The sequence below is a fragment of the Herpetosiphon llansteffanensis genome, assembly GCF_003205875.1.
GTDB lineage: Bacteria > Chloroflexota > Chloroflexia > Chloroflexales > Herpetosiphonaceae > Herpetosiphon > Herpetosiphon llansteffanensis.
Window position 1 is genome coordinate 1 of record NZ_PUBZ01000169.1, and the last position, 22216, is coordinate 22216.

22 protein-coding genes and 1 other annotated feature are annotated in these 22216 nt (G+C 52.2%); of the genes, 14 read left to right on the plus strand and 8 right to left on the minus strand.

What is annotated here, in order from left to right:
- Positions 1 to 250: 250 nt before the first annotated feature.
- Positions 251 to 409, plus strand: a sequence feature (ribosomal protein L10 leader region).
- 18 nt (positions 410 to 427) lie between these two features.
- The 4 genes from rplJ (at position 428) to C5S61_RS25890 (ending at position 2848) form a co-directional block, all read left to right on the plus strand.
- Positions 428 to 952 carry a 50S ribosomal protein L10 gene (rplJ, locus tag C5S61_RS25875; RefSeq protein ID WP_110520371.1) on the plus strand — a complete coding sequence of 175 codons (525 nt, stop codon included), beginning with the start codon at positions 428 to 430 and terminating at the stop codon, positions 950 to 952.
- Between the two features lie 85 nt (positions 953 to 1037).
- Complete coding sequence (rplL, locus tag C5S61_RS25880) at positions 1038 to 1430, plus strand: 50S ribosomal protein L7/L12 (RefSeq protein ID WP_110520373.1); 393 nt, start codon at positions 1038 to 1040, stop codon at positions 1428 to 1430.
- Between the two features lie 144 nt (positions 1431 to 1574).
- Entirely contained in the window at positions 1575 to 2072 is a 498-nt protein-coding gene (locus C5S61_RS25885) for a hypothetical protein (protein ID WP_110520375.1), read from the plus strand.
- Positions 2069 to 2848 carry a PfkB family carbohydrate kinase gene (locus C5S61_RS25890; protein WP_110520377.1) on the plus strand — a complete coding sequence of 260 codons (780 nt, stop codon included), beginning with the start codon at positions 2069 to 2071 and terminating at the stop codon, positions 2846 to 2848. The genes C5S61_RS25885 and C5S61_RS25890 overlap by 4 nt, the downstream gene beginning before the upstream one ends.
- 158 nt (positions 2849 to 3006) lie before the next feature.
- On the opposite strand, the gene C5S61_RS25895 is transcribed toward C5S61_RS25890, so the two are convergent.
- The 6 genes from C5S61_RS25895 to C5S61_RS25920 form a co-directional block, all read right to left on the minus strand.
- Positions 3007 to 3387, minus strand: a complete 381-nt coding sequence (locus tag C5S61_RS25895; RefSeq protein ID WP_110520379.1) for a RidA family protein — start codon at positions 3385 to 3387, stop codon at positions 3007 to 3009.
- 21 nt (positions 3388 to 3408) lie between these two features.
- A complete protein-coding gene (locus C5S61_RS25900) occupies positions 3409 to 3783 on the minus strand; it encodes a YraN family protein (RefSeq protein WP_110520381.1) in 375 nt (124 codons plus the stop codon).
- 63 nt (positions 3784 to 3846) lie between these two features.
- Positions 3847 to 5133, minus strand: a complete 1287-nt coding sequence (gene eno / locus C5S61_RS25905) for a phosphopyruvate hydratase (protein WP_110520383.1) — start codon at positions 5131 to 5133, stop codon at positions 3847 to 3849.
- 640 nt (positions 5134 to 5773) lie between these two features.
- Entirely contained in the window at positions 5774 to 6460 is a 687-nt protein-coding gene (locus C5S61_RS25910) for an amino acid kinase family protein (protein WP_110520384.1), read from the minus strand.
- A gap of 88 nt (positions 6461 to 6548) precedes the next feature.
- A complete protein-coding gene (locus tag C5S61_RS25915; protein WP_110520386.1) occupies positions 6549 to 7457 on the minus strand; it encodes a carbohydrate kinase family protein in 909 nt (302 codons plus the stop codon).
- A 33-nt stretch (positions 7458 to 7490) separates the two neighbouring features.
- Positions 7491 to 8006: an NUDIX hydrolase gene (locus C5S61_RS25920; RefSeq protein ID WP_110520388.1), complete on the minus strand. Its 516-nt coding sequence runs from the start codon at positions 8004 to 8006 to the stop codon at positions 7491 to 7493.
- A 243-nt stretch (positions 8007 to 8249) separates the two neighbouring features.
- On the opposite strand from C5S61_RS25920, the gene lexA reads away from it, so the two are divergent.
- A complete protein-coding gene (gene lexA, locus C5S61_RS25925; protein ID WP_054536749.1) occupies positions 8250 to 8894 on the plus strand; it encodes a transcriptional repressor LexA in 645 nt (214 codons plus the stop codon).
- 36 nt (positions 8895 to 8930) lie between these two features.
- Here lexA and C5S61_RS25930 read toward each other — a convergent pair whose 3' ends face one another.
- Together C5S61_RS25930 and C5S61_RS25935 are read right to left on the minus strand one after the other, a co-directional pair.
- Positions 8931 to 9224: a hypothetical protein gene (locus C5S61_RS25930; RefSeq protein ID WP_110520390.1), complete on the minus strand. Its 294-nt coding sequence runs from the start codon at positions 9222 to 9224 to the stop codon at positions 8931 to 8933.
- Positions 9225 to 9338: 114 nt separating this feature from the next.
- Complete coding sequence (locus C5S61_RS25935) at positions 9339 to 10685, minus strand: Hsp70 family protein (RefSeq protein WP_110520392.1); 1347 nt, start codon at positions 10683 to 10685, stop codon at positions 9339 to 9341.
- 274 nt (positions 10686 to 10959) lie between these two features.
- On the opposite strand from C5S61_RS25935, the gene C5S61_RS25940 reads away from it, so the two are divergent.
- The 9 genes from C5S61_RS25940 to C5S61_RS25980 all read left to right on the plus strand — a co-directional run bounded on the left by C5S61_RS25940 (position 10960) and on the right by C5S61_RS25980 (position 22091).
- Entirely contained in the window at positions 10960 to 11997 is a 1038-nt protein-coding gene (locus tag C5S61_RS25940; RefSeq protein ID WP_110520394.1) for a histone deacetylase family protein, read from the plus strand.
- Positions 11998 to 12397: 400 nt separating this feature from the next.
- A complete protein-coding gene (gene hisH, locus C5S61_RS25945; RefSeq protein WP_110520396.1) occupies positions 12398 to 13030 on the plus strand; it encodes an imidazole glycerol phosphate synthase subunit HisH in 633 nt (210 codons plus the stop codon).
- Between the two features lie 138 nt (positions 13031 to 13168).
- On the plus strand, positions 13169 to 13891 hold the full coding sequence (hisA, locus tag C5S61_RS25950) for a 1-(5-phosphoribosyl)-5-[(5-phosphoribosylamino)methylideneamino]imidazole-4-carboxamide isomerase (RefSeq protein WP_110520398.1): 723 nt from the start codon (positions 13169 to 13171) through the stop codon (positions 13889 to 13891).
- 2 nt (positions 13892 to 13893) lie between these two features.
- The gene (locus C5S61_RS25955; RefSeq protein ID WP_110520400.1) at positions 13894 to 14991 is read left to right on the plus strand and encodes a coiled-coil domain-containing protein; all 1098 of its coding nucleotides are present in this window, start codon (positions 13894 to 13896) and stop codon (positions 14989 to 14991) included.
- A 2-nt stretch (positions 14992 to 14993) separates the two neighbouring features.
- Positions 14994 to 15785: an imidazole glycerol phosphate synthase subunit HisF gene (hisF, locus tag C5S61_RS25960; protein WP_110520402.1), complete on the plus strand. Its 792-nt coding sequence runs from the start codon at positions 14994 to 14996 to the stop codon at positions 15783 to 15785.
- Entirely contained in the window at positions 15782 to 16021 is a 240-nt protein-coding gene (locus tag C5S61_RS25965; protein WP_110520404.1) for a MoaD/ThiS family protein, read from the plus strand. The genes hisF and C5S61_RS25965 overlap by 4 nt, the downstream gene beginning before the upstream one ends.
- A 1-nt stretch (position 16022) precedes the next feature.
- Positions 16023 to 16439, plus strand: coding sequence for a molybdenum cofactor biosynthesis protein MoaE (locus C5S61_RS25970; protein ID WP_110520405.1), 417 nt, complete (start codon positions 16023 to 16025; stop codon positions 16437 to 16439).
- 16 nt (positions 16440 to 16455) lie between these two features.
- On the plus strand, positions 16456 to 21237 hold the full coding sequence (locus C5S61_RS25975) for an Ig-like domain-containing protein (protein WP_110520407.1): 4782 nt from the start codon (positions 16456 to 16458) through the stop codon (positions 21235 to 21237).
- A gap of 44 nt (positions 21238 to 21281) precedes the next feature.
- Complete coding sequence (locus C5S61_RS25980; protein WP_110520409.1) at positions 21282 to 22091, plus strand: prenyltransferase/squalene oxidase repeat-containing protein; 810 nt, start codon at positions 21282 to 21284, stop codon at positions 22089 to 22091.
- Positions 22092 to 22216 lie beyond the last annotated feature (125 nt).

A 22216-nucleotide genomic window follows, 5' to 3' on the forward strand; every position in this document is an offset into this window, starting at 1 on the left:
GGGATCAGGGGTTGGGTTTTAACGCAGCGGCGCAGAGACACAAAAATATGAAGTATGAGGGATAAAGGATGAAGGGATATAGAGCTTGACGTTCTTCGCGCGCTTCGCGGTTTCAAGTTTCGTGTTCTTTGCGAATAAAATCCCGATCCCCAACCCCCAACAACCGATCCCCAATACCTATGTTCTATGCTCTCTGTTCTCTGTTCTAGCTACTTTTGACGAAAATGGCAAAGCCTGCTATAATCTCGCTTCGGTACAAGAAATACCACCGTAGACAGCAGGTGCGTTCGCGCTTAATGATGCCAAGCATCGCCCGCCGAGGTAGCTGATAGATTCTTTGCAATCTTCCACACAATTGTGTGCTACTGCCTCTGCGTGTCTTGACACTCAGGGCTTTTTTATTTGCCTGTGAAAGGAGGTGAACGGAATGCCAACACAAGCTAAGGTTGCAACCGTTGCCGAATTAACCGAACGCCTAAACCGCGCTCAAATGCTTTTAGTTGCCGACTATCGCGGCTTGACAGTTGCCGAATTGAACGAACTTCGCAAGAAAGTTCGTGAAAAAGGTGGCGAGGTGATTATTGCAAAAAACACCTTGACCCGCTTGGCAGCACGCGAAGCAGGTAAAACTGAAATTGAAGAATTCTTGGGTGGCCCAACCGCACTGGCATTTTCATACGATGATATTCCAGGCGTGGCGAAGGCAATTGACGATTTCTTCAAAGCTTCGAAGAAAGATATTAAGGTCAAAGGCGGGATCGTCGGTACCTCAAAAATCACTGGCGCAGATGTTGAACGGGTGGCCAAAATGCCAACCCGCGATCAAAGCCTGGCCAAGATCTTGGGCGGTATCAATGCTCCAGCAAGCCGAATTGTCGGTGGCTTGAAGGGTGTTATGCGCAATATTGCCTACATCCTCGGCGCACACGCACAAAAAGGTGCTGAAGGCTAATCGCATTCGTTCGGCGAATCGCCTAGCCTTTTCGCCAATTTCCTATTGAATTTCATACTTTATTGCTTTGGAGGCAATTACACTCATGGCTTCAGAAAAAGTAACTGCATTGTTGGAAGAACTCAAAGGCTTGACCTTGGTTGAAGCTGCTGAATTGGCTAAAGAAATGGAAGAAGTATTCGGCGTTTCAGCTGCTGCACCAGTTGCTGTTGCTGGCGTTGCTGCTGGTAGCGATGCTCCAGCCGCTGTTGCTGAAGAACAAACCGAATTCACCGTTATCTTGAAAGGCGCTCCAGCCGACAAGAAAATCGCGATCATCAAAGCTGTTCGCGAAGTTGTCTCAGGCTTGGGCTTGAAAGAAGCCAAAGATTTGGTCGAAGGCGCTCCAAAACCAGTCAAAGAAGGTGTCAGCAAAGAAGAAGCCGAAGCTGCCAAGGCTGCTTTGGCCGCTGCTGGTGCAGAAATCGAAATCAAGTAAGTTTTTTTTACTTGGCTTTCAGCCGACGTTTGGGGGTTTCTCCCCTCAAACGTCGGTTTTTTTGTTAATTGCCGCCAGCTCGCCTGCTATTCTGCCAAAATTGGATTAAACTGAGGAGAAGAGTTTTTTCAGCTGTGAGTTGACATGCTTGTTGTTGTCCAACTAATCAAAACGCGCTGGACTGTGCCCCACGGCCAACGTCCACCGCAGTTGTGTCAAGGTACACCTGAACGATTAAGTGTGATGCCCCTACCACCCCATGGTTTTGTGCAAGGCGCTGTGCTGCATCATACCGAGTTTGATGAGACCAATGCCTATACTCGCCCAACTCGGGCCAATCTGCGTACCTATAGCGATTTGCGCCACCTATATCATAATGGCTTAGGCTTGCGCCTCAATCCCGTGCCGCAACTTGAGGTGCTGTTGCGCTTGCCCGAACAAACAACCTCTACCACAATTATGCAATTGGCAATTGGCGAATGGGGCCAGCTGAGCTATAAAACCCGCTTTGGCTTGGAACGTGAGGCGACCTACACCAAATATACATTCAATATCACCTACCGCGCTTATCTCGACCCCTTTGTTTTTATGCGTGGCAATCCAACCTACACGATTCACATGCCTTTGGAGCATAGCCCATGAGCCTTGAGTATCTGTTAATTGGTGCATTAACTCGCGATCTGACCGCAACCGGCTGGAAACAAGGCGGCACTGGCACGTTTGCAGCGCGAGCCTTGGCTGCATGGGGCGTGGCAACCACGATTATCACGCCAGCTCAAAGGCAGATCATGTTTGATTTGCCAAACACATGCACTTTGTTGCGTTTGCCAAGCAGCGCCACCGCCACCTTTGAAAACCGTTATCAGGGCGATGGCCGCACTCAATGGCTCCATGCTGCCCCAACCACTTTGGATTGGGCTTGTCTTGGGCCATATTGGCGCACAGCCCGCTTGGTGCATCTTGCGCCCTTGGCCCAAGAATTAACCGCCATTCCGCCACGCACGCTTTTCCCCCATGCCTTGATTGGCTTAACGGCTCAGGGTTGGCTACGCACATGGGATAGCACTGGTCGAATTCAGCCTAAACTTTGGCAGCCAACCCCAACTGAGCTAGCCCAAATCGATGCTTTGGTGGTGAGCGATGAAGATGTTGCTAGCAATACTCAGCTGGTTGCCAGTTGGGCCAAAAATTGTGGCTTGGTGGCAATGACCCAAGGCTCTCGCGGCGCAACCATCTGGATCAATGGCGAGGCCCAGCATGTGGCGGCCTATCCGGCGCAGGTCAGCGACCCAACGGGAGCTGGTGATGTTTGGGCGGCAGCCTGGTTTTGGCGCATGCAGCAAGGTGCAGCAGCATTGCAAGCAGCCGATTGGGCCTGCCAACAAGCAGCCTTGCAGATCAGCGGCCAATTAGTCTGATGTAGCGTATTATTCCCTCACCCCCAACCCCTCGCCCACTGAACGCGGGCGAGGGGAGTTTGAATTTTTGGTTTGATCGCTAAATCGTAGCAAGACCACAGCATTAAAGCCCCTCGCCCGCGCACGGGAGAGGGGTTGGGGGTGAGGGGAATTCAGACTTAGCGCAATACAATCACTTCGACTTCAACTTGCACATCGCGGGGCAAGCGCGCAACTTGCACAGTTGAGCGCGCTGGTGGATTTTCGGGGAAGTATTCGCCATAAATTGCATTGACCGTGGCAAAGTCGTTCATATCGGCCAAGAAAATCGTGGTTTTGACCACTTTTTCAAGGCTGGTGCCAGCTGCGGTCAGCAAGGCGCGAATATTTTCCATCACTTGGCGAGTCTGAACCGAAACGTCGCCCTCAACAACTTGGCCAGTGGCGGGGTCAAGTGGAATTTGGCCTGAGCAGAACAACAATCCATCAATGGCAATTGCTTGTGAGTATGGGCCAATTGCGGCAGGTGCGTTGGGCGTGCTGATAACTTCACGGGTCATGCAAAACTCCTTGCTAGCTACTTATTCAATCGAAATTGCCTGAAAATGCTCAAGTTGGGGTTGGCCATGAGCGAGGGTGATGGCGATGGCATCGATGCGATACTCACCAAGCCACGGGGTTTGGGCTTGATCAAGCGCTTGCAGATAGGCCTGCATCAATTGAGCTAAACGCTGGCGTTTTTTGAGGGTCAATGATTCTGCTGCACTGCCATGGGCTGCGCCGCGGCGGGTGCGGACTTCAATAATCACCAAGGTCGTCTGATCGTAGGCGATCAAATCGATTTCGCCCCAACGACAGCGCCACCCACTCGTAATGAGTTGATAGCCTAATTGCTGGAGATAGGCGGCGGCGTAGTGCTCGCCCCACTGCCCAAGTGCTTTGCGATCATCGGCCATGCTTGCCCCCCTAAAATAGCAAGCGGACACGCGCCGTTGCGTGTCCTGAATGGTCAGTGTCGATTAGTCGCGTTTGACGGCGAAGGCGTTCCAGCCAGCATATTTTGCTTGGCTATCGAGTTCTTCTTCGATCCGCAGCAACTGGTTGTATTTAGCAACGCGGTCGGTGCGAGCAGGCGCGCCAGTTTTGATTTGGCCAGCGTTGGTTGCAACGACCAGATCGGCGACGGTTACGTCTTCGCTTTCGCCTGAGCGGTGGCTGACGATTGCCGTCCAGCCAGCTCGTTGCGCAGTTTGAATTGCGTCGAGCGTTTCGGTCAAGGTCCCAATTTGGTTGAGCTTGATCAAAATGCTATTGGCTGAATTTTCTTTGATTGCACGGTTGAGGCGTTCGACGTTCGTCACCAACAAATCGTCGCCGACCAACTGCACTCGATCGCCGATGCGTTGGCGCAACAACGACCAAGCACCCCAATCGTCTTCGTGCAAGCCATCTTCGATTGAAATAATTGGATATTTGTTGACCAGGTTTTCCCAGTAGCCAACCATTTCTTCTGAGCTGAGCTTGCGGCCTTCGCGGGCCAAGTTGTAGATGCCGTTTTCGTAGATTTCGCTACATGCTGGGTCGAGCGCCAACATAATATCTTTGCCTGGGGTGTAGCCAGCTTTTTGAATCGCATCGACGATAACTTCAAGCGCAGCTTCGTTTGATGGCAATGCTGGCGCAAAACCGCCTTCATCGCCAGTATTGGTGGCCAAACCACGGTCGTGGAGCACTTTTTTGAGGGTGTGATAAATTTCCGCACCCCAGCGCAAACCTTCGCGGAACGATGGCGCGCCAACCGGCATCACCATAAATTCTTGGAAGTCGGTGCTATCTTGGGCATGCTTGCCACCGTTCAAGATGTTCATCATTGGAACTGGCAAGGTATGGCCGAAAACGCCGCCAAGGTAGCGATAGAGTGGCAACCCAATTGACAATGCGCCAGCTTTGGCGGTAGCCAATGACACCCCTAAGATTGCATTAGCGCCAAGTTTGCCTTTATTGTTAGTGCCATCAAGCTCAATCAAGGTCTTGTCAAGCGTAATTTGATCAAGCGCCTCTAAGCCTTCGATGGCTTCAGCAATATCTTCGTTGACATGCTTTACAGCTTTGAGCACGCCTTTGCCGCCGTAGCGGTTTTTGTCGCCGTCGCGCAGTTCGACTGCTTCGTGTGCGCCAGTTGAAGCGCCCGAAGGAACAATTGCGCGGGCAAGCGTGCCATCTTCCAAACCGATTTCAACTTCAACGGTCGGGTTACCTCGGCTATCGAGAACTTCGCGACCGCGAACGTGCGTAATGAGTGCCATATTGAGAAGCCTCCTCAAGGGACACGAATCTTTATATGGCCCCATCATACCACGCTCTGTCCATTCGCTGGGTAGCGGTTTCGCGACCTATCGAGAATAAATTCAGAAGGCAAAAGGCAAAAGGCAAAATGGGAATTAGAACATAGAACAGAGCGCATAGAACATAGCGATCATGGGTATAGGCTTTTGGCTAGCGGAAGATTCTTCGTGCAATTCGTGGCTAAAAATAGTTCTTCGCGGTTTCGTGAAACACGTGGATTAATTTTTAACGCAGAGGCGCAGAGGGAGCATGGCTAGAGGCTCTTGGCTATCTGTATTGGTTTATTGCATTAACCACGGCCTCATCCCCTCACCCCAACCCCTCTCCCACGTGGCGGGCGAGGGGCTTTTCCATGGTGGTTCTATCGCAATGCGTCGATAAAAACGGCTGCTCCCCCTCGCCCGCGTCCAGTGGGAGAGGGGGTTGGGGGGTGAGGGAACGCGTTTTCCAATCCAATGAACCAGTACAGCTTTCGGCTCGTGGAATTCATTTATTACTCAACAATCTTCCGCTAGCCAAAAGCCAATCGCCTGTAGCCTATAGCCAACTCAACCTTCGTGCTCTTCGTGCTCTTCGTGGATCAAAACTAGCCCCTGATGCCTACGCTACAACCACCGTCTCAACTCCATCCAAAAAGCCATTCAGATCGGTGATGCGCACCCGCCCAACATGCGGTGCTGCCAACGAGGCTGCTTTGACCACCGAGGTATAGGTTGGATCGAACGCGCCTTGTTTGATGTAGCGATCACATTGCCTCCCAGAAATGCCACTAATCCGTCGCCCGCTGGCATACACGCCTGGAGTTTGCACAATATAGGTTAATTGATCTGCTGAAAGTGCTGAGGCAATCATCTGGGCTGCGGTATCGGCGTTGAGCAATTTCACCGCGCCGGTGGCGCTTTCCATGGCGAGTGGAGCCAGCACAGGCAACCACGCTTGCTCCAATAAATAGTGCAATACCTCGAAGCGCACAATCGGCTCATCGCTTTTGGGCAGCAAATACATCAATTCCAAATCTGAGCCACATAAGCCAATTGCTTGTAAATGATGTTGCGTGAGCGCAGCAACCAAGCGTGGATTGATGCCGCCACGCAATGCCATGGCCGCAATTTCCGCTGCCGCCGGATGATTCGTGCCGCCGATAGCGTTCAGGACGCGCGGCAAAATGCTGCCACCACCATGAATTAAAACCACTTGATCGTTGATGCTGCTTAAGGCACTAATTAATGTTTGCAGTGAATCCGCGTGATCCACTTCGTAGCCGCTAATTTTGATTACGTGCGTCATTGCTGGTTGTCCCCATCTGTGTTGTGCTCAATTGTAACGAGGGGGACTAGCAAACAATAGGATTAAAGATGACGAAGCGGTGACAGTTTTAGGCTGTGCTTTGTTGGAGTGCTTGCAAAACCTGCTGGTAATGAGGAAAACCATTGGTCGAACCTTTGACCCCAATTTTGCTCGCGGCAACATATTGACCAACGTTTAAGGCTTGCTGCGGTGTTAAATCGCTTGCTAAACCTGCAATAAAACCTGCACAAAACGCATCGCCAGCGCCAGTTTTATCGACAATTGGGCCTAGATTGAAGGCTGGCGCATAGTCGATTTGATTGGTTGAACGCACGCCAAGGGTTGCGCCATGGTTGCCATGAGTTGCTACCACGATCTCAACATCAAATGCTCGCCATAGCACATGCATCAATTCGTGGCTATGCATGGCCAATTGCTCAGTGCTGAGAATTACGACGGTGGCTGCTTGGAGAAAATCACGGTGGTAATCATCGACATTAACCAATGCTTGGACATCGACAATCACCTGTTTGCCAGCATCACGTGCTGCTTGGGCAACATAGCGACACCAATTTTGGGTTGAGCAATACAGCCATTGGCTTTGCGCAAAAATGGCTGGCAAAGCGTTTTCGGGGTAGCGATAGCGCTGCACTTGCTTGGGATCGTTGATGCACTGACGATTGCCATCATGATCAATTAATATGACTGTGCGTGAAGTTGTTTGCCAATCGGGGCGAATATAGGTATTGGCTAAACCTTTGGATTGAGCTAGTTGCACCACCACATCAGCCAACCGATCTTGGCCGATGACACTGCCAAAATGAATCTGATGCCCTAACGCAGTTAGGCCAACCGCAACATTGGTCGCCGCGCCACCAATATCATCGTTAATGCCATCGAAGCAAAACCGAGTATCGCCTAAATCAAGTGGAAATTGCTCAATTGCAACGTTGGTATCAAGATTGAGATCACCAAAAACAACGATTGGCTGTTGCATTCCATTCCTCCGCTGCTTCAAAAGCCTTGCTGCTCAACGTGGGTGGGCGATAATCCATGGCGCATCATACCAGCCAACTTCAGTATTGGGCTGCTCGCGCCATTGTTGCAAAATATGCAGGTGGAATGGGGCTAAAGCTGGGTATTGATCAGGCGCAAACCAGCCCATCTGGTCAACTTCGCGCGAGGCTTGAAATGTGCCACCAATCAGTGTGCCACAAACCACAAATTCAAATTTGGGGCGGTCGCGGGTTACGCCAATTAATGCTAAGCGATCGGCTCGCACCTGCAAGCCTGATTCTTCGCGCACCTCGCGTTCGAGGGTTTCGAGCGGCGATTCTGCTTTGTTCATCCAACCGCCGGGCATGCCCCAGGGGTGCGTGCGGCGATAGGTATGATGAAATAGTAACAACCGCCCTTGTTCATCGGTAATAATGCCTGCTACGCCCAGCAAAAAATGCGGATTAATCGCATTTGCCGCCAGCCAATGTAAACGTGGTGGCAAGCGAAAGCGTTTTAATAAAGGAAAAATAAAGCTTGGTAATTCCATAATAGCCTCAGTCCAAATCAAAATGAGATCATTAAAGTATAAGCTGATTGGTGCTACTCCCCAATCAAATTAATTATTTGCTCATGATTTTGCCAATTTTGGGTTGAATTTAGCTGTTTTAGCTAAAAAGTAGAACATCCTAGTTGACAGAACATATGTATTTTTCTATAATAACAAGTAGAACGTCTATTCGTGTATGGCTGAATACCAACAGCTACGTCGGCCCAGAAAGGAAGCGCTTCAATGAGCGGATTATCGCAACGCCAACAACGGATCTATGATTACATCAAGCAATTTATTCGCACAAATGGCTATGCTCCGGCGATTCGCGATATTCAACGCGAGTTAAGTATTTCATCAACCTCTGTGGTTGCTTATAACTTACGCGCCCTCGAAAGCAAAGGCCAAATTCGCCGCGAAGGCAACATCTCGCGCGCAATCGAATTGATTAATGTTGAACAACCATTGCCCACCGTGCTTGGCGGCCAACGCGTGCCAGTGCTGGGCGTTATTGCCGCTGGCCAGCCAATTCCAGGCCCCAACGAATCAACCAACTCCGAAGATTCGGTTTTGGTGCCCGAAGAAATCGTTGGCAGCGATAAGCTGGGCGATGTCTATGCCTTACGGGTCAAAGGCTACTCGATGGTCGATGCCTTGATTGCCGATGGCGATATTGTTTTGTTGCGCTATCAGGAAACCGCCGAAAATGGCGAGATGGTCGCAGCCCGCATTCGCGATGAAAATGAAGTGACCTTGAAGCGGATTTATTGGGAAGGCGACCGCGTGCGGTTGCAGCCAGCCAACGTCACCATGGACGCAATGTACTATCCATCAACCAATGTGGAAGTTCAAGGCCGCGTGGTTGGGGTTATTCGCAACCTCGGCTAAAATCCTGCTCCAAACAACATACCCAAAGGGACGGAATTAATTCCGTCCCTTTTTGGTTTTTTGGTTAATTTTGGCTTGGGTTTCGATCAACTTGGTTTGTTGTTGCTCAAGTTTGTGCTGTTCTTGGGCTTTCTTCAGAGCTGCCTCGCCCAACTTAACCCCAACCGCTTTTAGCTCGCGATCGTAGGCCCGCTTGCCGCGCCACAACAAAAATGGAATCAAAATCGGCCACCATGGCTTAAGATCTTGAAATCGCTGACGATACCCATCGACTTGGGTTCGAACACTGGTGATATTGCTCAGGGTTGCTAAGATTTTTTGCTTGACCATCGCGCATACTCCCTACTAAGGCTAGCTGCATTATAGCTGAGATTGCCAAGCTATGGCCGTTGGTTTGAGCTAGACCATAGCTTGAGCTTGCAGGTTCGATGCCAAGCCTTGGATTTAGCTTGCTTCGCCGCGACCTTCGTAGGCGGCAACTGCCAAACCTGCGCCAACACTGGTGAAGGGATCTTGCTCACGCAGCCGATCTTCGGTGAAGCGATCGGCTAATAATTTGATGAAGCGCGGAATCCGCGAGGAGCCGCCGGTTCGTAGCACCACATCAATTTGATCGTGGCTGAGGCCAGCAGCCTTGATCGTGCGATCAACACAAGCGCCAATCGAGCGGGCTTCGGGTCCAATCAGGCGCTCAAATTCAAAGCGTGGCAACAAATGGTCAAAATCGATGCCGTTGACATGCATGCTAATTTCAACTTGGCGCTCGCTGGAAAGCTGGCGTTTGGCCTCCTCGGCGTGTTCGTATAGTACCAAACCGTAGTTCTCGCGCACGAGGGTGCGGAGCGCCTTGAGTTCGATTGGCTTATCGCTGGTGCGCACCGCTTCTTCGATAATCTCGAGCATTTTGGGTGTATGCATTTCGAGAATATTTTGCCAGTTGTCGAGGTGCTCCAAGAGCGTTGCGGGCAACGGCAATTTGCGTGGGCCAAGCCGTGCGCCATCGCCAAAATATTGGCGTAACGCTCCAGTCACGATTTTGCTATCGAGCACATCACCGCCAATCGGCACGCCATCAGTGGCTAGTACGTGACGCTCAGCGCCGTCAATCGCCATCACGGTAACGTCGAGCGTCCCACCACCAAAGTCGAACACAACAATATTGCGGCGTTGGTGTTGGCTGGCGGCAAAAGCGTGGGCGGCGGCAACTGGCTCGGGCATAAAACTTACATTCGGCAAATCGGCCAATTCGCAGGCTTCGCGCATGCGCCGAATCGCCAAGGCATCGCCTGCGGGCGTATCGGCGTAGTGGACAGGCCGCCCAACCGTAATTGCGCTAATTTTTTCGCCAGTAAAGCGCTCGACCTCGCGGCGAATGGCACGCAGAATTTTGGCAATCAGTTCTTCGAGCGTGGTTTCTTGGCCAAACACGTTGGTTTTGATGTAGGATGGATCGCGGAGCATGGTTTTGATCGATTGAAATAAGCGGCCTGGGGGATTGCTATCGACCATGCCTTCAACCGATTGGACGATCGTACCAACCCCAGAATAGGTGTTGGTGACTGTGCCAACATAGCGCCGTTCGTAGATAATTTCGCGGCCAACATTGCCCTCAGTAAAGGCGTTGATCGCTGCGCGGCCAAACAGTTGTCGGCCTTCTGGCGTAATAAAGAGCGCAGTGCGTAACACATTGGGGTTTGCCGCTACGGAGTCTAGCGGAACCAAGGTTACCTTTGCGCCATCGTAAATTGCTGCGGTCGTATTAGTTGTTCCGAAATCTAAGCCTACCCGCATCGCAAAGCCTCCTTAACATGTATGGGTTGCACGGCGAAATGCCGCCCGAACCCAAAACTGGGGGGCGGCTTGTGCAGAACATGGATTGTAACAAAGCATTTTGCTTCCCATGATCGGTCTTAAGGCGGATGTTTTATAGGCAATGTTGTACTTTATCCAGAGTGGGTGATGGAAGAGAAACTTCAAGCATCCAATGTCCATCGTTGGTTGGTTGCAGCTAAGCCTCGCCTCGATTAAGCTAGCGCTAGTATTGTTCGCTGAGGAGCTTTTGCGTATGAGCCTCGCCCTAATTTCACACGATCATTACCTTGACCACGACCAGCCTGAACACCCCGAAAATGCCAATCGTTTGCGTGCGATTCATGGGTTGTTAGCTGCTGATTACACTTTGCAACAGCATTTGACGAAGCTTGAACCACGCCATGCTACTGCTGCCGAAATCGAGGCGGTGCATGTGCCAAGCCACTTGCCAAGCCTGCAACGTATGGGCCAATTTGGCGATTGGGCTGATCCTGAGACCTATATTTTGCCAGATTCGGTCGAGATTGCCCAACTTGCCGCTGGTGGTTCGATTGTGGCCACTGATGCGGTGTTGAGCGGTCGCCACCCCAATGCTTTTGCCTTGGTTCGCCCGCCAGGCCATCACGCCACCGCTGATCAGGCTATGGGCTTTTGTTTATTCAATAATGCAGCAATTGCCGCCGCTTTTGCCCAACGCGAATATGGCCTCAAACGAGTGGCAATTTTGGATTGGGATGTGCACCACGGCAATGGCACGCAAGATATTTTCTACACCAACCCCGATGTGCTGTATATTTCGACCCATGGTTGGCCGCTTTGGCCTGGCTCCGGCCATTGGAAGGAGATGGGCGAGAAAGCTGGCTTGGGCACGACGCTCAATCTGCCGTTGCGCCCATTGACTGGCGATATGGGCTTTAATCTGATTTTTGAGCACACAATTGCGCCAGCTATTCGGCGCTTCGAGCCAGAGTTATTGATCATCTCAGCAGGCTATGATGCCCATGTGTATGACCCATTAGGCAACTTGGCGCTCTCGACTGGCGGTTATGCCCAGCTCGCATCCATCGTGTATAATTTAGCCGCCGAGTGTTGCGACGGACGCTTGGTGGGCTTGCTTGAAGGCGGTTACAACCTCGAAGCCCTTGCTCAAAGCCTCAGTGCAACGCTGCAAACATGGGTTTCTGGTCAGCCTGCCCCTGCGTTGAATCAAGAAGTCAGTCATACCCCAGAACCAGATGTGATGTGGCTGATCGAGCATTTGCGCCGCGAACATCCACTGTTAAAGGGATGAAGGATGAAGTATGAGGGATGAATAACAGAGAGCATAGAACATAGAACATAGAACATAGAGGTCAGGGATCAGGGGCTGGGGATCGGTTGGTCAACCTGTGCTAATAGCCAATAGTCGATTTCCCTTCGTGTTCTTCGCGTTCTTCGCGGTTTCTGGCCTTTGTGGATCAATGTTTTAACGCAGAGGCGCAGAGGAAACGAAGGATGAGGGATGAACACAAAAGGCAGAAGTCAAAAGTCAAAAAATAGAGAGCCTAGAACATAGAGGTTGGGGATTGGCCTTTGGCTAGCGGAGATTGATTGGGATTTCAAATTAGCCTATAGCCAAAAGCCTATAGCCTATCCTAATCGATCCCCAACGACCGATCTCCGACCCCCACGAATACATACAAGGACAATCAATGATTGCAGTGATAAATTATGGGGCTGGCAATTTGCCAAATGCCGTGCGCGCCTTGGAATATGTGCAAGCGCCAATCGAAGTCGTGACTGATCCGGCGGCAGTGTTGGCAGCTGATGCTGTCGTGTTGCCCGGGGTTGGTGCAACCGCCGATACCATGCGCTCGTTGCGCGAAATGGGTATGGATGCGGCGATTCGTGAAGTTATCGCCCGTGGTACGCCATTTTTGGGCATTTGTGTTGGCATGCAAGTGCTAGCCGAGCAAAGCGAAGAATTTGGTTTGCACGATTGTCTTGGCTTAGTGCCAGGCACGATTCGCCGTTTTGAGCAAGGCTTAAAAGTGCCACAAATTGGTTGGAATAGCGTGCAGCACGATGGCAGCGCCTTGTGGGATGGCATTCCCAATGGCGCTGAATTCTATTTTGTGCATTCCTACTACTTGGCAACTAATGACGCTGCTTTAGTTTCTGGGCGCACTGAGTACGGGCTGAATTTTCCGGCTGCGATTGCCCGCGATAATATTACTGCCGTGCAATTTCACCCCGAAAAAAGCGGCCAATGGGGCCTGAAGTTGTTGGGAAATTGGGTTGAATTGGCAAGGGGTCAGGCGTTGGGGATCGGGGATCGGGATTAAGGTCTCTACAAACGTAGCAGAATAAAACTATAACAACGCTAGGATAGGAAATATCTGGATCGTATAGCATTGGGCTGGTTTGGCAATCTAGCCGATCCCCATCCCCCAACGACCGATCCCCACTACTTTAGGAGCACCATGCAACTTATACCAGCAATTGATTTGCGCGATGGCCGTTGTGTGCGCCTCGTGCAAGGTGATTTTGAGCAAACAACCGTTTATGGCGATGATCCAGTAGCAGTCGCGCAGCAATGGGAAGCAGCAGGCGCAAGCCGCATTCACATTGTCGATCTTGATGGAGCCAAGGCTGGCCGACCAACCCAAACCAGTACGATTGCCGCAATTACCAAAGCGGTTAGCGTGCCAGTGCAGCTTGGCGGCGGCTTGCGCGATGCAGCCAGCGTTGCTGCCGCCTTTGAGCTTGGTGTGAGCGATGTGATTTTGGGCACGGTGGCGGTGCGCAACCCAGAATTGGTCGCCGAGTTGGTTGGCCAATATGGTAAGGCAATAACGATTGGCATCGATGCCCGCAATGGCGTGGTTGCGACCGAAGGCTGGCTCGCAAGTAGCCGCCAGCGCGCCACCGAGCTAGCCGAACAAATGGCCCAACTCGGAGTTGCGCGGATCATCTATACTGATATTAGCCGTGATGGCACCTTGAGCGAACCAAATTATGCTCAAACTGCTGCTTTGGTAACGCCCGCTGGCCCGGCAATTGTGGCCTCTGGTGGCATCGCCCGCGTCGAACATTTGGCGCGCTTGGCTGAGCTTGGCATTAGCGGGGCGATTATCGGCACGGCACTCTACACAGGCCATATTGATCTGGCCTCGGCAATTCAAACGATTGAACACGGAGGCTAAACGTGTCATCATCGAAACAAGATATTACCGCTCGCTATGAAGAGGAGCGTTTACGCGCCCAAGAGCAATCGCAATTGCTCTATTTACAGAATCAAATCGATGAATTGCGTCGTCAAATCAAAGACGTAAATGGCAAATACGCGTGGGCAACTGAGCAATCGCGTAAATCTGAGGCTGTGGTGGCTCAACTGCAAGGCATGATCGAGCGCCAAGCCCAAGAGCAAGCCCAAACCCTCGAAAGCTATCGGCGTGAATTAACCACCTTGCGCAAGGAAATTGCCAACAGCACCGTGCGCATGGACGATGGGGTCAAGCCAATTCGCGATATTCAGCTTTCGTTGGCCCAACAGCAAGAACATCGCAAACAAGATTTGCAAACATCACAAAGCTGGTTTGCGCGCATTGAATTGCTCGAACAACGCATGAGCGATTTCGAAGCCCGCATCCGTGAGCAAAACGACCAGCATCGCTCGCTCGGTGGCCAGCTTGAACAACTACGCGCCGTCGATGCAGAAACCGTGCAAGATATGCGCAAACTGAGCGAAGATGTGCAGATCGAAAAGCAACAAATGCGTCGCCAAGCAGTCGAAACCCAACAGATGGTGATCGACATTGGCGAAGGGATTCGCGAGTTGCGTTCGCGCTTTGAGCGGCTTGAGGATTTGCAAAAAGGTGTCGAAGCGCAAATTGAGCCATTGCCTGAGCAGATTGAGGTTGTTCGCGCCCAATTGCCCGATATGATTGCCGAAATCAAGCGCATCGAGCGGGTCAGCACCGAACGCTTCTTGATGAACCAAGAGCGCTTGGAAGAATTGCGTGGTCAACATAACGAGCAGCTTGATGAGTTGCGTACTGCCGATGAAAGCCATCTGCGCCAAATTATGGGTTCGTTGGAGCGGATTGATACCTGGTGTCATGAGTATGAATCGAAGCTCAGCCGCACCCAAAACCGCCTCGAAGATGTGCAAATTGCCAATTTGAGCCGCATGCAAGATTTGGAACGGCGCGAAGTGCAAGCGCTCAGCGATGTTGTTTCGGCAATTCAAGCCCGTTTGCAAATTGCCCAAAGTGAAATCTTGGAACGCGGAAGCGAGATCTAAGCATGCTGACCCGTCGAATTATTCCTTGTTTGGATGTTAAAGCTGGGCGCGTGGTCAAAGGCATCAGCTTTCTCAACCATCGCGATGCTGGCGATCCGGTGCAATTAGCGGCCTTCTACAATGAATCGGGCGCTGATGAGTTGGTGTTTTACGATATTACCGCCTCATCTGATGAGCGCAATATTATGGTCGAAGTGGTCGAGCAGGTCGCGCGTCAAGTGTTTATTCCCTTGACCGTTGGCGGCGGCATTCGCACCGTCGATGATATGTATCGGATGTTGCGGGCTGGCGCTGATAAAGTTTCGATCAACACCGCTGCCGTGCTCAACCCGCAATTAATCGAAGCTGGAGCCAAGCGTTTTGGCTCGCAGTGCATTGTGCTTTCGATGGATGCCCGTCGGATCAACGAGCCAGGCCAGCCCAGCCAATGGAACGTGTTTACCCACACTGGCCGCGATCCACGGCCAACTGGCTTAGATGCAATTGAATGGGCCAAACGAGTAGTCGATTTGGGTGCAGGCGAGTTGGTCATCAATAGTATGGATGCTGATGGCACTGGCGCTGGCTACGATAATGAACTGCTATCGGCGATTAGCGCCCAAGTTGGCGTGCCGGTGATTGCCTCTGGTGGCGCTGGCAAACCCGAACATTTGCTGGCCGCGCTGCACGAAGGCCAAGCAGATGCAGTGTTGGCAGCCTCGATCTTCCATTTTGGCACCTACACGGTTGAAGCCGTTAAGGACTATTTGGCAGCCCAAGGGATTCCGATGCGGCGCACCCCGAGGCCAGTATGATCATCACAATTCGTTTATTTGCTGGCTTGCGCGAAGCCCTCAACCAAAACAGCTTAAGCTTGGAACTGGCTGAGGATGCAACGGTTGGCACAGCGCTAAATCAATTAGCCGAATTGCATCCAAGCTTGCCCTTAACTGGCTTGGCCTATGCGATCAATCGCCAGTATGTGACGCTTGAGGCAACGCTGAAGCCCAACGATGAATTGGCCTTGATTCCGCCAGTCAGTGGAGGCTAAGGTGCAAGCATTTTTGGTAACTGAAACGGTATTGCAGCCTGAAGCGTTGCGGGCGTTGGTCGTCGACCCAGGCCATGGCGCGATTGTGCTGTTTGAAGGCGTGGCGCGTAACAATTTTGCTGGGCGTGCCACCGCCTTCTTGGAGTACGAAGCCTATCCCGAAATGGCCGAACAGCAATTAGCCTTGTTGGGCCAACAAGCTCAAGCCCAGTTTGGCATCGGCAAGGTGTCAATTCATCATCGAATTGGCGTGTTGCAGATTGGCGAAACAGCGGTGCTGATTGCGATTGGCTCAGCTCATCGTGGCGCAGCATTTGCTGCGGTGGCTTGGCTGATGGATCAAATCAAATTGGTTGTGCCAATTTGGAAATGTGAACACTGGGCCGATGGTTCGCAAGAATGGGTGGGTCAGCGTTGAAGCACTAAGGTGAACTATGCGATTGCTCGAAAAACTAGCACGATGGTGGTGGCGTTGGTTGCTCACAATACTAACCTTGTTGGGCACGGCGCTGCTTGGCGTGATTGTGGCGAGTATCGCTGGTTGGCTGCCTCAACCAACTGTTCTGCGCTTAACGCCGTTGGCTGGTAGCCGCGAATTGCCGCCAGCCACGGCTTTGGAATTTAACTTCAACCTGCCGATGGATCGATCGAGCGTTGAAGCTGCGCTGGTAATTACGCCGCCAGTGCGAGGCCGTTGGCTGTGGGAAGGCCGCACCCGCGCACGCTGGCAGCCAGAATTTGGCTGGACTCCAGGCACGACGGTCACCGTTCAATTGCGGCCAACCACGCAATCGATGTTGCGCCAAAGCCTGCCAACCACGGTTACAACCCAATTTGCTGCTGCTCCAGCGCCATTGTTGGTCTTTCGCTCGCCCTTGCCCAATGCCACAATCGCCCCGAATATGCCAATCTTGCTGCGCTTCAATCGAGCGATGATTGATCATGCCAGCCAATCCCAGCGCGAATTAGCTGAACTAAACATCGAGCCAAATGTTGCGCGCCAAGTGCGCTGGCTTGATGACCGCAGCGTGTTGGTGCAGCCAGAATGGCAGCTCGGCCAGCGCTATCAACTAACCCTCGAAAACCTCAACGATTTGCTGGGAATTCCGGTGCAAACCAGCGAATGGCAACTCAACGTTAGCGAGCCAAGCCCGATTGCGCCACCAACTGCGCAAACTATCGAAGCCAATCAAGCGTTGGAGTGGGCTTTTGAAGGCTTGCTTGATCAAGCCACAACCCAACAATTAATTGATCGAATTCAATTCACGCCAGCCTTAAGCGCGACGTGGCAAATACACTATCAAGCTGAGCCGTTGCCGCAAACGATTGTGCGTGCTCAGCCAGATGGAGCTTGGCCAGCAGGCCAAACCTTGACCACCAGCCTCCAACTGAGCCAGCCAATCAGCCAAGTCTGGCAGGTCCAATCCAAGCTGCAACTGATTGGCTCTGTGCCCGGACGCGGCGGCAGTTTGGCGCTTGCCGATTCGTTGCGCTTATTGTTTAACCAAACACCTGGGCGCGAACAGATCGCGGCTCAACTCTCTATCGAGCCTGAAGTGGCCGATTTGGCGATTAGCATCGTCAATCAACAAGCATTAATTAGTGCTGCTTGGCAACCAAGCACAAGCTATACTGTGACCTTGGCTGGTTCTGCGCCGCTGAATTTTCGCACCCAAACCCAAGCCCAGCCGTTGCAAATCGAGGGCGCTGGCTATTCGTTGTTGCTGCCCGAAACGCAGGCAGAATTAGGCTTGAGTGGCCGCGAAACCAGTCGCCTAACCGCGACCTTATATCCAATGGATCGGGCGGTTTTGGCGGCAGCTTTGCAACAACCGCAAACGCCGCTTAATCCACAGCGCTACAATCTCCAACCGCAACAGCAATGGCAAATTGGCGCTGCTCCTGATCGAACATTAACCATCACGCCAACCCAAGGCGCGCTATTGTTGCAAATTCAAGCTCCCAATGCAGAGCTTGTGCAACATGTGTTGATTTGGACACCCTACCGTGCTCAATTATTGGCGAGCGCCGAGCAGGCCCAAGCGTGGGTGGTTGATTTGGCAAATCGCCAGCCAGCCGCCATCGAAAATTTAAGCATTTTGGCAGGTGCGAGCCAATTAGCCACAGGTTCAAGCGACCAGCAAGGGCTTTGGCAAACGCCAATTCGCGCTAGCAGCGGGCGTTTGGTGTTGCTTGGCGGCGAGCCACAAGCGCCGATTGTGGCCGAAACAATTATTCAGCCACAACGCCAAGCGCCAAGCTTGAGCAGCCAACTCATGCTCGAACGCCACAGCTACCAATCCAACCAACAACTCACAATTATTGGCAGCAGCCAATTTGTTGCTGGATTGGCAACCACGCCCAGCTTGACCCTCGCAGTGCTCGACCTGAGTGGCCAAGCGATTGCACCTGAACAAACCTTTAACCTGACCCAAACTTTGTGGCTGCGCCAAGTGCAGCTTGCCGCCGAAGTGCAACCTGGCTTGTATCAGGTTCGGCTGCGCTATGCCAATCAGGTTTTGGCTAGCCAAACCTTTGTCGTCAACGATCCTACGGTTGGCTATCAGGTGGTTTTGCCCGAATTTCAGGCGGCTAATGCGATTGTGCCAGCAGAAATTAGCAGCGATCTGCCGCATCAACAGGGTTCGTGGCGTTTGCTCGATCAAAATAATCGTCAAATCTCTGCTGGGGTTTGGCAAAGCAACGCCGCTGGTATTGCCCAATTTGATTATCAACGGAGCCAAACCTTGCTTGGCGATTATGTGTTGGCAATTCAGCTTGGCTCGCAAACCAGCTATCACTATCTCCACATTCGCTATGCTGCCGATTTGCAAGCCAGAACCAGCCAACAATTGCTCAACCAGAACCAAGCAGCCAGCATCAGCTTCCAATTGCGCGATCAACAAGGCATGGCCTTGGCCAATCGCAATCTTCAAATCGAAGTAACCGGTGCGACTTCGAGCACCCAAACTTTGCGCACCAACGCTGCTGGCGAGGCAATTTGGCGTTCAACTGGTTTGCGTTCAGGCCAATGGCTGATTCGGGCAACAAACCCCGATGCTGCCAGCGTGGAAGTGCCGTTATGGGTGCTTGGCGCTCCAAGCGAACAGCCAATTGGCCTCAGTCAAAGCGCCTTGGTTGCCACGACCGAGCTGAATCTTGCGCCGCTGACCAATCAAACTGCAACCAGCGTGTTAGTGAGTTGGTTCGAAGGCAGCAGCATTCGCCAGCAACTTCAGCCGTGGGTCGCAGGCCAGCGAATTGCAATTTCGCCAAGTTTGAGCAATACCCAGCAATTAGATGTTGCCTTGGCGTGGCTTGATGGCCAACAACTGCGCAGCAGCACTAGCCAAATTCCGTTCCAAAGCGTTGCCCCACTTGAGTTGACGCTGGTTGTCAGCGGCTCGCAATTAGTGCTGGGCACTCAACGCGCTGGTCAGCCGGTAGCCAGTATGGTCGGCTTGAGTTTTCAATCAAGCTTCATCAGCAGCCTAACAAGCCAGCATCGCCTGATCCGCACTGCCAGCAATGGCCAAGCCTTGCTCGATTTGACAGGCTTTGGGGCTGGGCAAATTGAGGCCTTGGCTAGCGATGGTCTGAGCAGCACCGAAGCCACAACCATTTTTGGGGCAAGCCCGCCGATCGCTGCTCAATTGCTGCTGCCTGAGCGTTTGCTGCTTGGCGATCAATTGAGTGTGACTGCTCGCTTGAATCTGCTTGCAACGCGCGGTGGGATTCCAAGCATCACGCTCGATTATGATCAAGCTCAGTTTACGGCGCTCGCTGAGCCAATAAATGGCAATAGCAGCCGAATTTATACCACGACCCACGGCTTAGTTGCCAGCAAATTGGGTACAACAACCCTGACCGCCACCTTTGAAGTCAATCAACAACGCCAAATCATTACCAAGAGTTTGGTAATTTATCCGCCAAGCCAGGTGTTGTTGCAGCAAAGTCGCTTGCTTACCGAACCAACCGATATTACTTGGCAAGTGCCAACCGCCAACCAGACTGCCTCAATCGAGCTGGCGATTGCTAGTTTGGCCCAAGCAACCCAAGCCTTGCCCAGCCAGTTCAATGGCACAGATCCGCTGAGCTTGGCGGGGCAGATTGCCATGGCGCGCTATACTGCTCAGCCCGCGAACACAGCGATCACACAATTGGCCCAGCAGCAATTAGCCAATGGTAGTTGGAGTTGGGATGGTCAAAGCGGCGATGTGCAATTAACCGCCTTGATTGTGCAATTGATTGCCACTGAACAACGCTCGCCCGACCTCAGCCAACTGATCGATCATGCAACTCGGTGGCTGGCCTTGGCTAGCCCGCTTGATCCCGATTTGCGCAGCGAAATGTTGTTGGCCTTGGCCCAAAGCAATAAAACTGTCGAAGCTCAAGTTACAACCTTGCTCAAAAATAACCAACTGACTGCGCCCCAACGTTTGCGCCTAATCTATGCTTTGGTTTTGCTCGATTCACCCCAAGCCGATCAATATTTGGCTGAAGTGCGCCAAATGCTGAATCAACCCTTGCAGCCAAGCCCTTGGATGAGCCGCACCCGTCAAGCTGCCATGATTGGCTTGATTTTTGAGCGCAGCCAACCAAGTTCGGCGCTGCGGACGCAGGTGCTGAGCCTACTTGCTGAGGGCTGGAACGGCACAACGTGGGAAGATTTGCCAAGTAGCGTAGCAGTTTTTCTGCTTAGCCAACAAGATTTTTCGACCAGAGCGAGCTATGATTTGGCTTTGAATCAAGCAGAGGTGCAGCGTTACGATCAAGCTACCCGTTTGAGCTTGCCAATTACCAACCAATTGAACCTCCAGATCGAGCCAAACGGGCCGATTTTGTTGGCCAGCCAAGCTAGTTGGCAAACTTCCGCTCCCCAAGCCCAATTGCTGCATGCTACGCCAATCGAGCAGTTGGCCTATGGTCAACAATGGCTTTGGCAAGGCTATTTGGTGCTTGAAAACGATGTAGAGTTGCTGCAACTGCGCTTGGCTGCACCCTACGGGGTAACATGGCAATTGGGCACAGCGCCAGGCTTAATTTGGCATGATGGCCAATTGAGTGCGCCACGGTTACGCGCTGGCATTTATCCCATTCAACTGTTGGGAGTTGCGCGCCAAACTGGCCAATTTGCTTGGCCTGCCGCCCAATTGACCAGCGCTGGCCAAACGCTTGAACTTGCGCAAACTGCGCCGCCAGTGCGTATACGCTGATGGTACAATAGCGCTATCTTTATTTTCAGAATTAAGGCACAGCAATGCGTATTCCAGAAGCAATTCAATGGATTGAACAATCGGGCAATGTTTTAGCCCAAGCCAAAATAACCCACATGCTTGAGGCACAGCCCGCCGATGAAGAATTACTTGATCAATTAGCGGCTTTGCAAAACGACGATGGCGGTTTTCCGCTGAATGGCGTTGCAGGCCGACCGAGCACGCTCAACGATAGCTGCAACATTATTCGCCATTTTGTTGAACTTGAGGCCAGCGACCATCCAGCGGTTGCTGCTGCTAGCCGCTTTATCCTCGATGCCCAATCGCCGCGTGGCTGGTGGCGCGAAAGCAGCAATTTGGCTATGTATAGCCCACCCTTGTGGATGGATAGCGAGTCGGATGCGGCGCTGATCTTCACCACCGCTGTTTGTTCTGCAAGTTTGGCCTTGTTGGATAACCCAGAGGTCAACGTCGCAGCCGACAAAGCGAATACTTGGTTGCTTGGCCAAATTGCCAACAATGGCTTATTGCCAGGTTTTCGGGTTGAAGCAACTGGTTGGGCGATGTTGGCCGCAGTGTTGTTGGGCCATCGCGAAAGTCGGCCAGTTAAACGTATGTTGGGTGGTTTAGGCGATCTTATTTCCAACGATTGGGATGCGCCAAGCCTCGCCGTGATGTTGAACGCCGCCGGGATTGCGCGCATTCCGCGCATGACGCGGGCAGTTACGCAGGCAATCAACGTTTTGCGCAGCTTGCAACAACCAAATGGTGCATGGCTTAACGAAGATGGCCTACCCGACCCCTTGCTGACCGCATGGATTGTGCGGATCGTACGACGCTTCGGCTTACGCTAAAATTTGCTAGGCTATGTACCCTCACCCCAACCTCTCGCTCAGCCGCTGGGCGAGGAGCTTTCGCACTGTGGTTTTATCGCGACTCGTCGATAAATAATGGCCTCTCCCCCTCGCCCGCGTTCAGT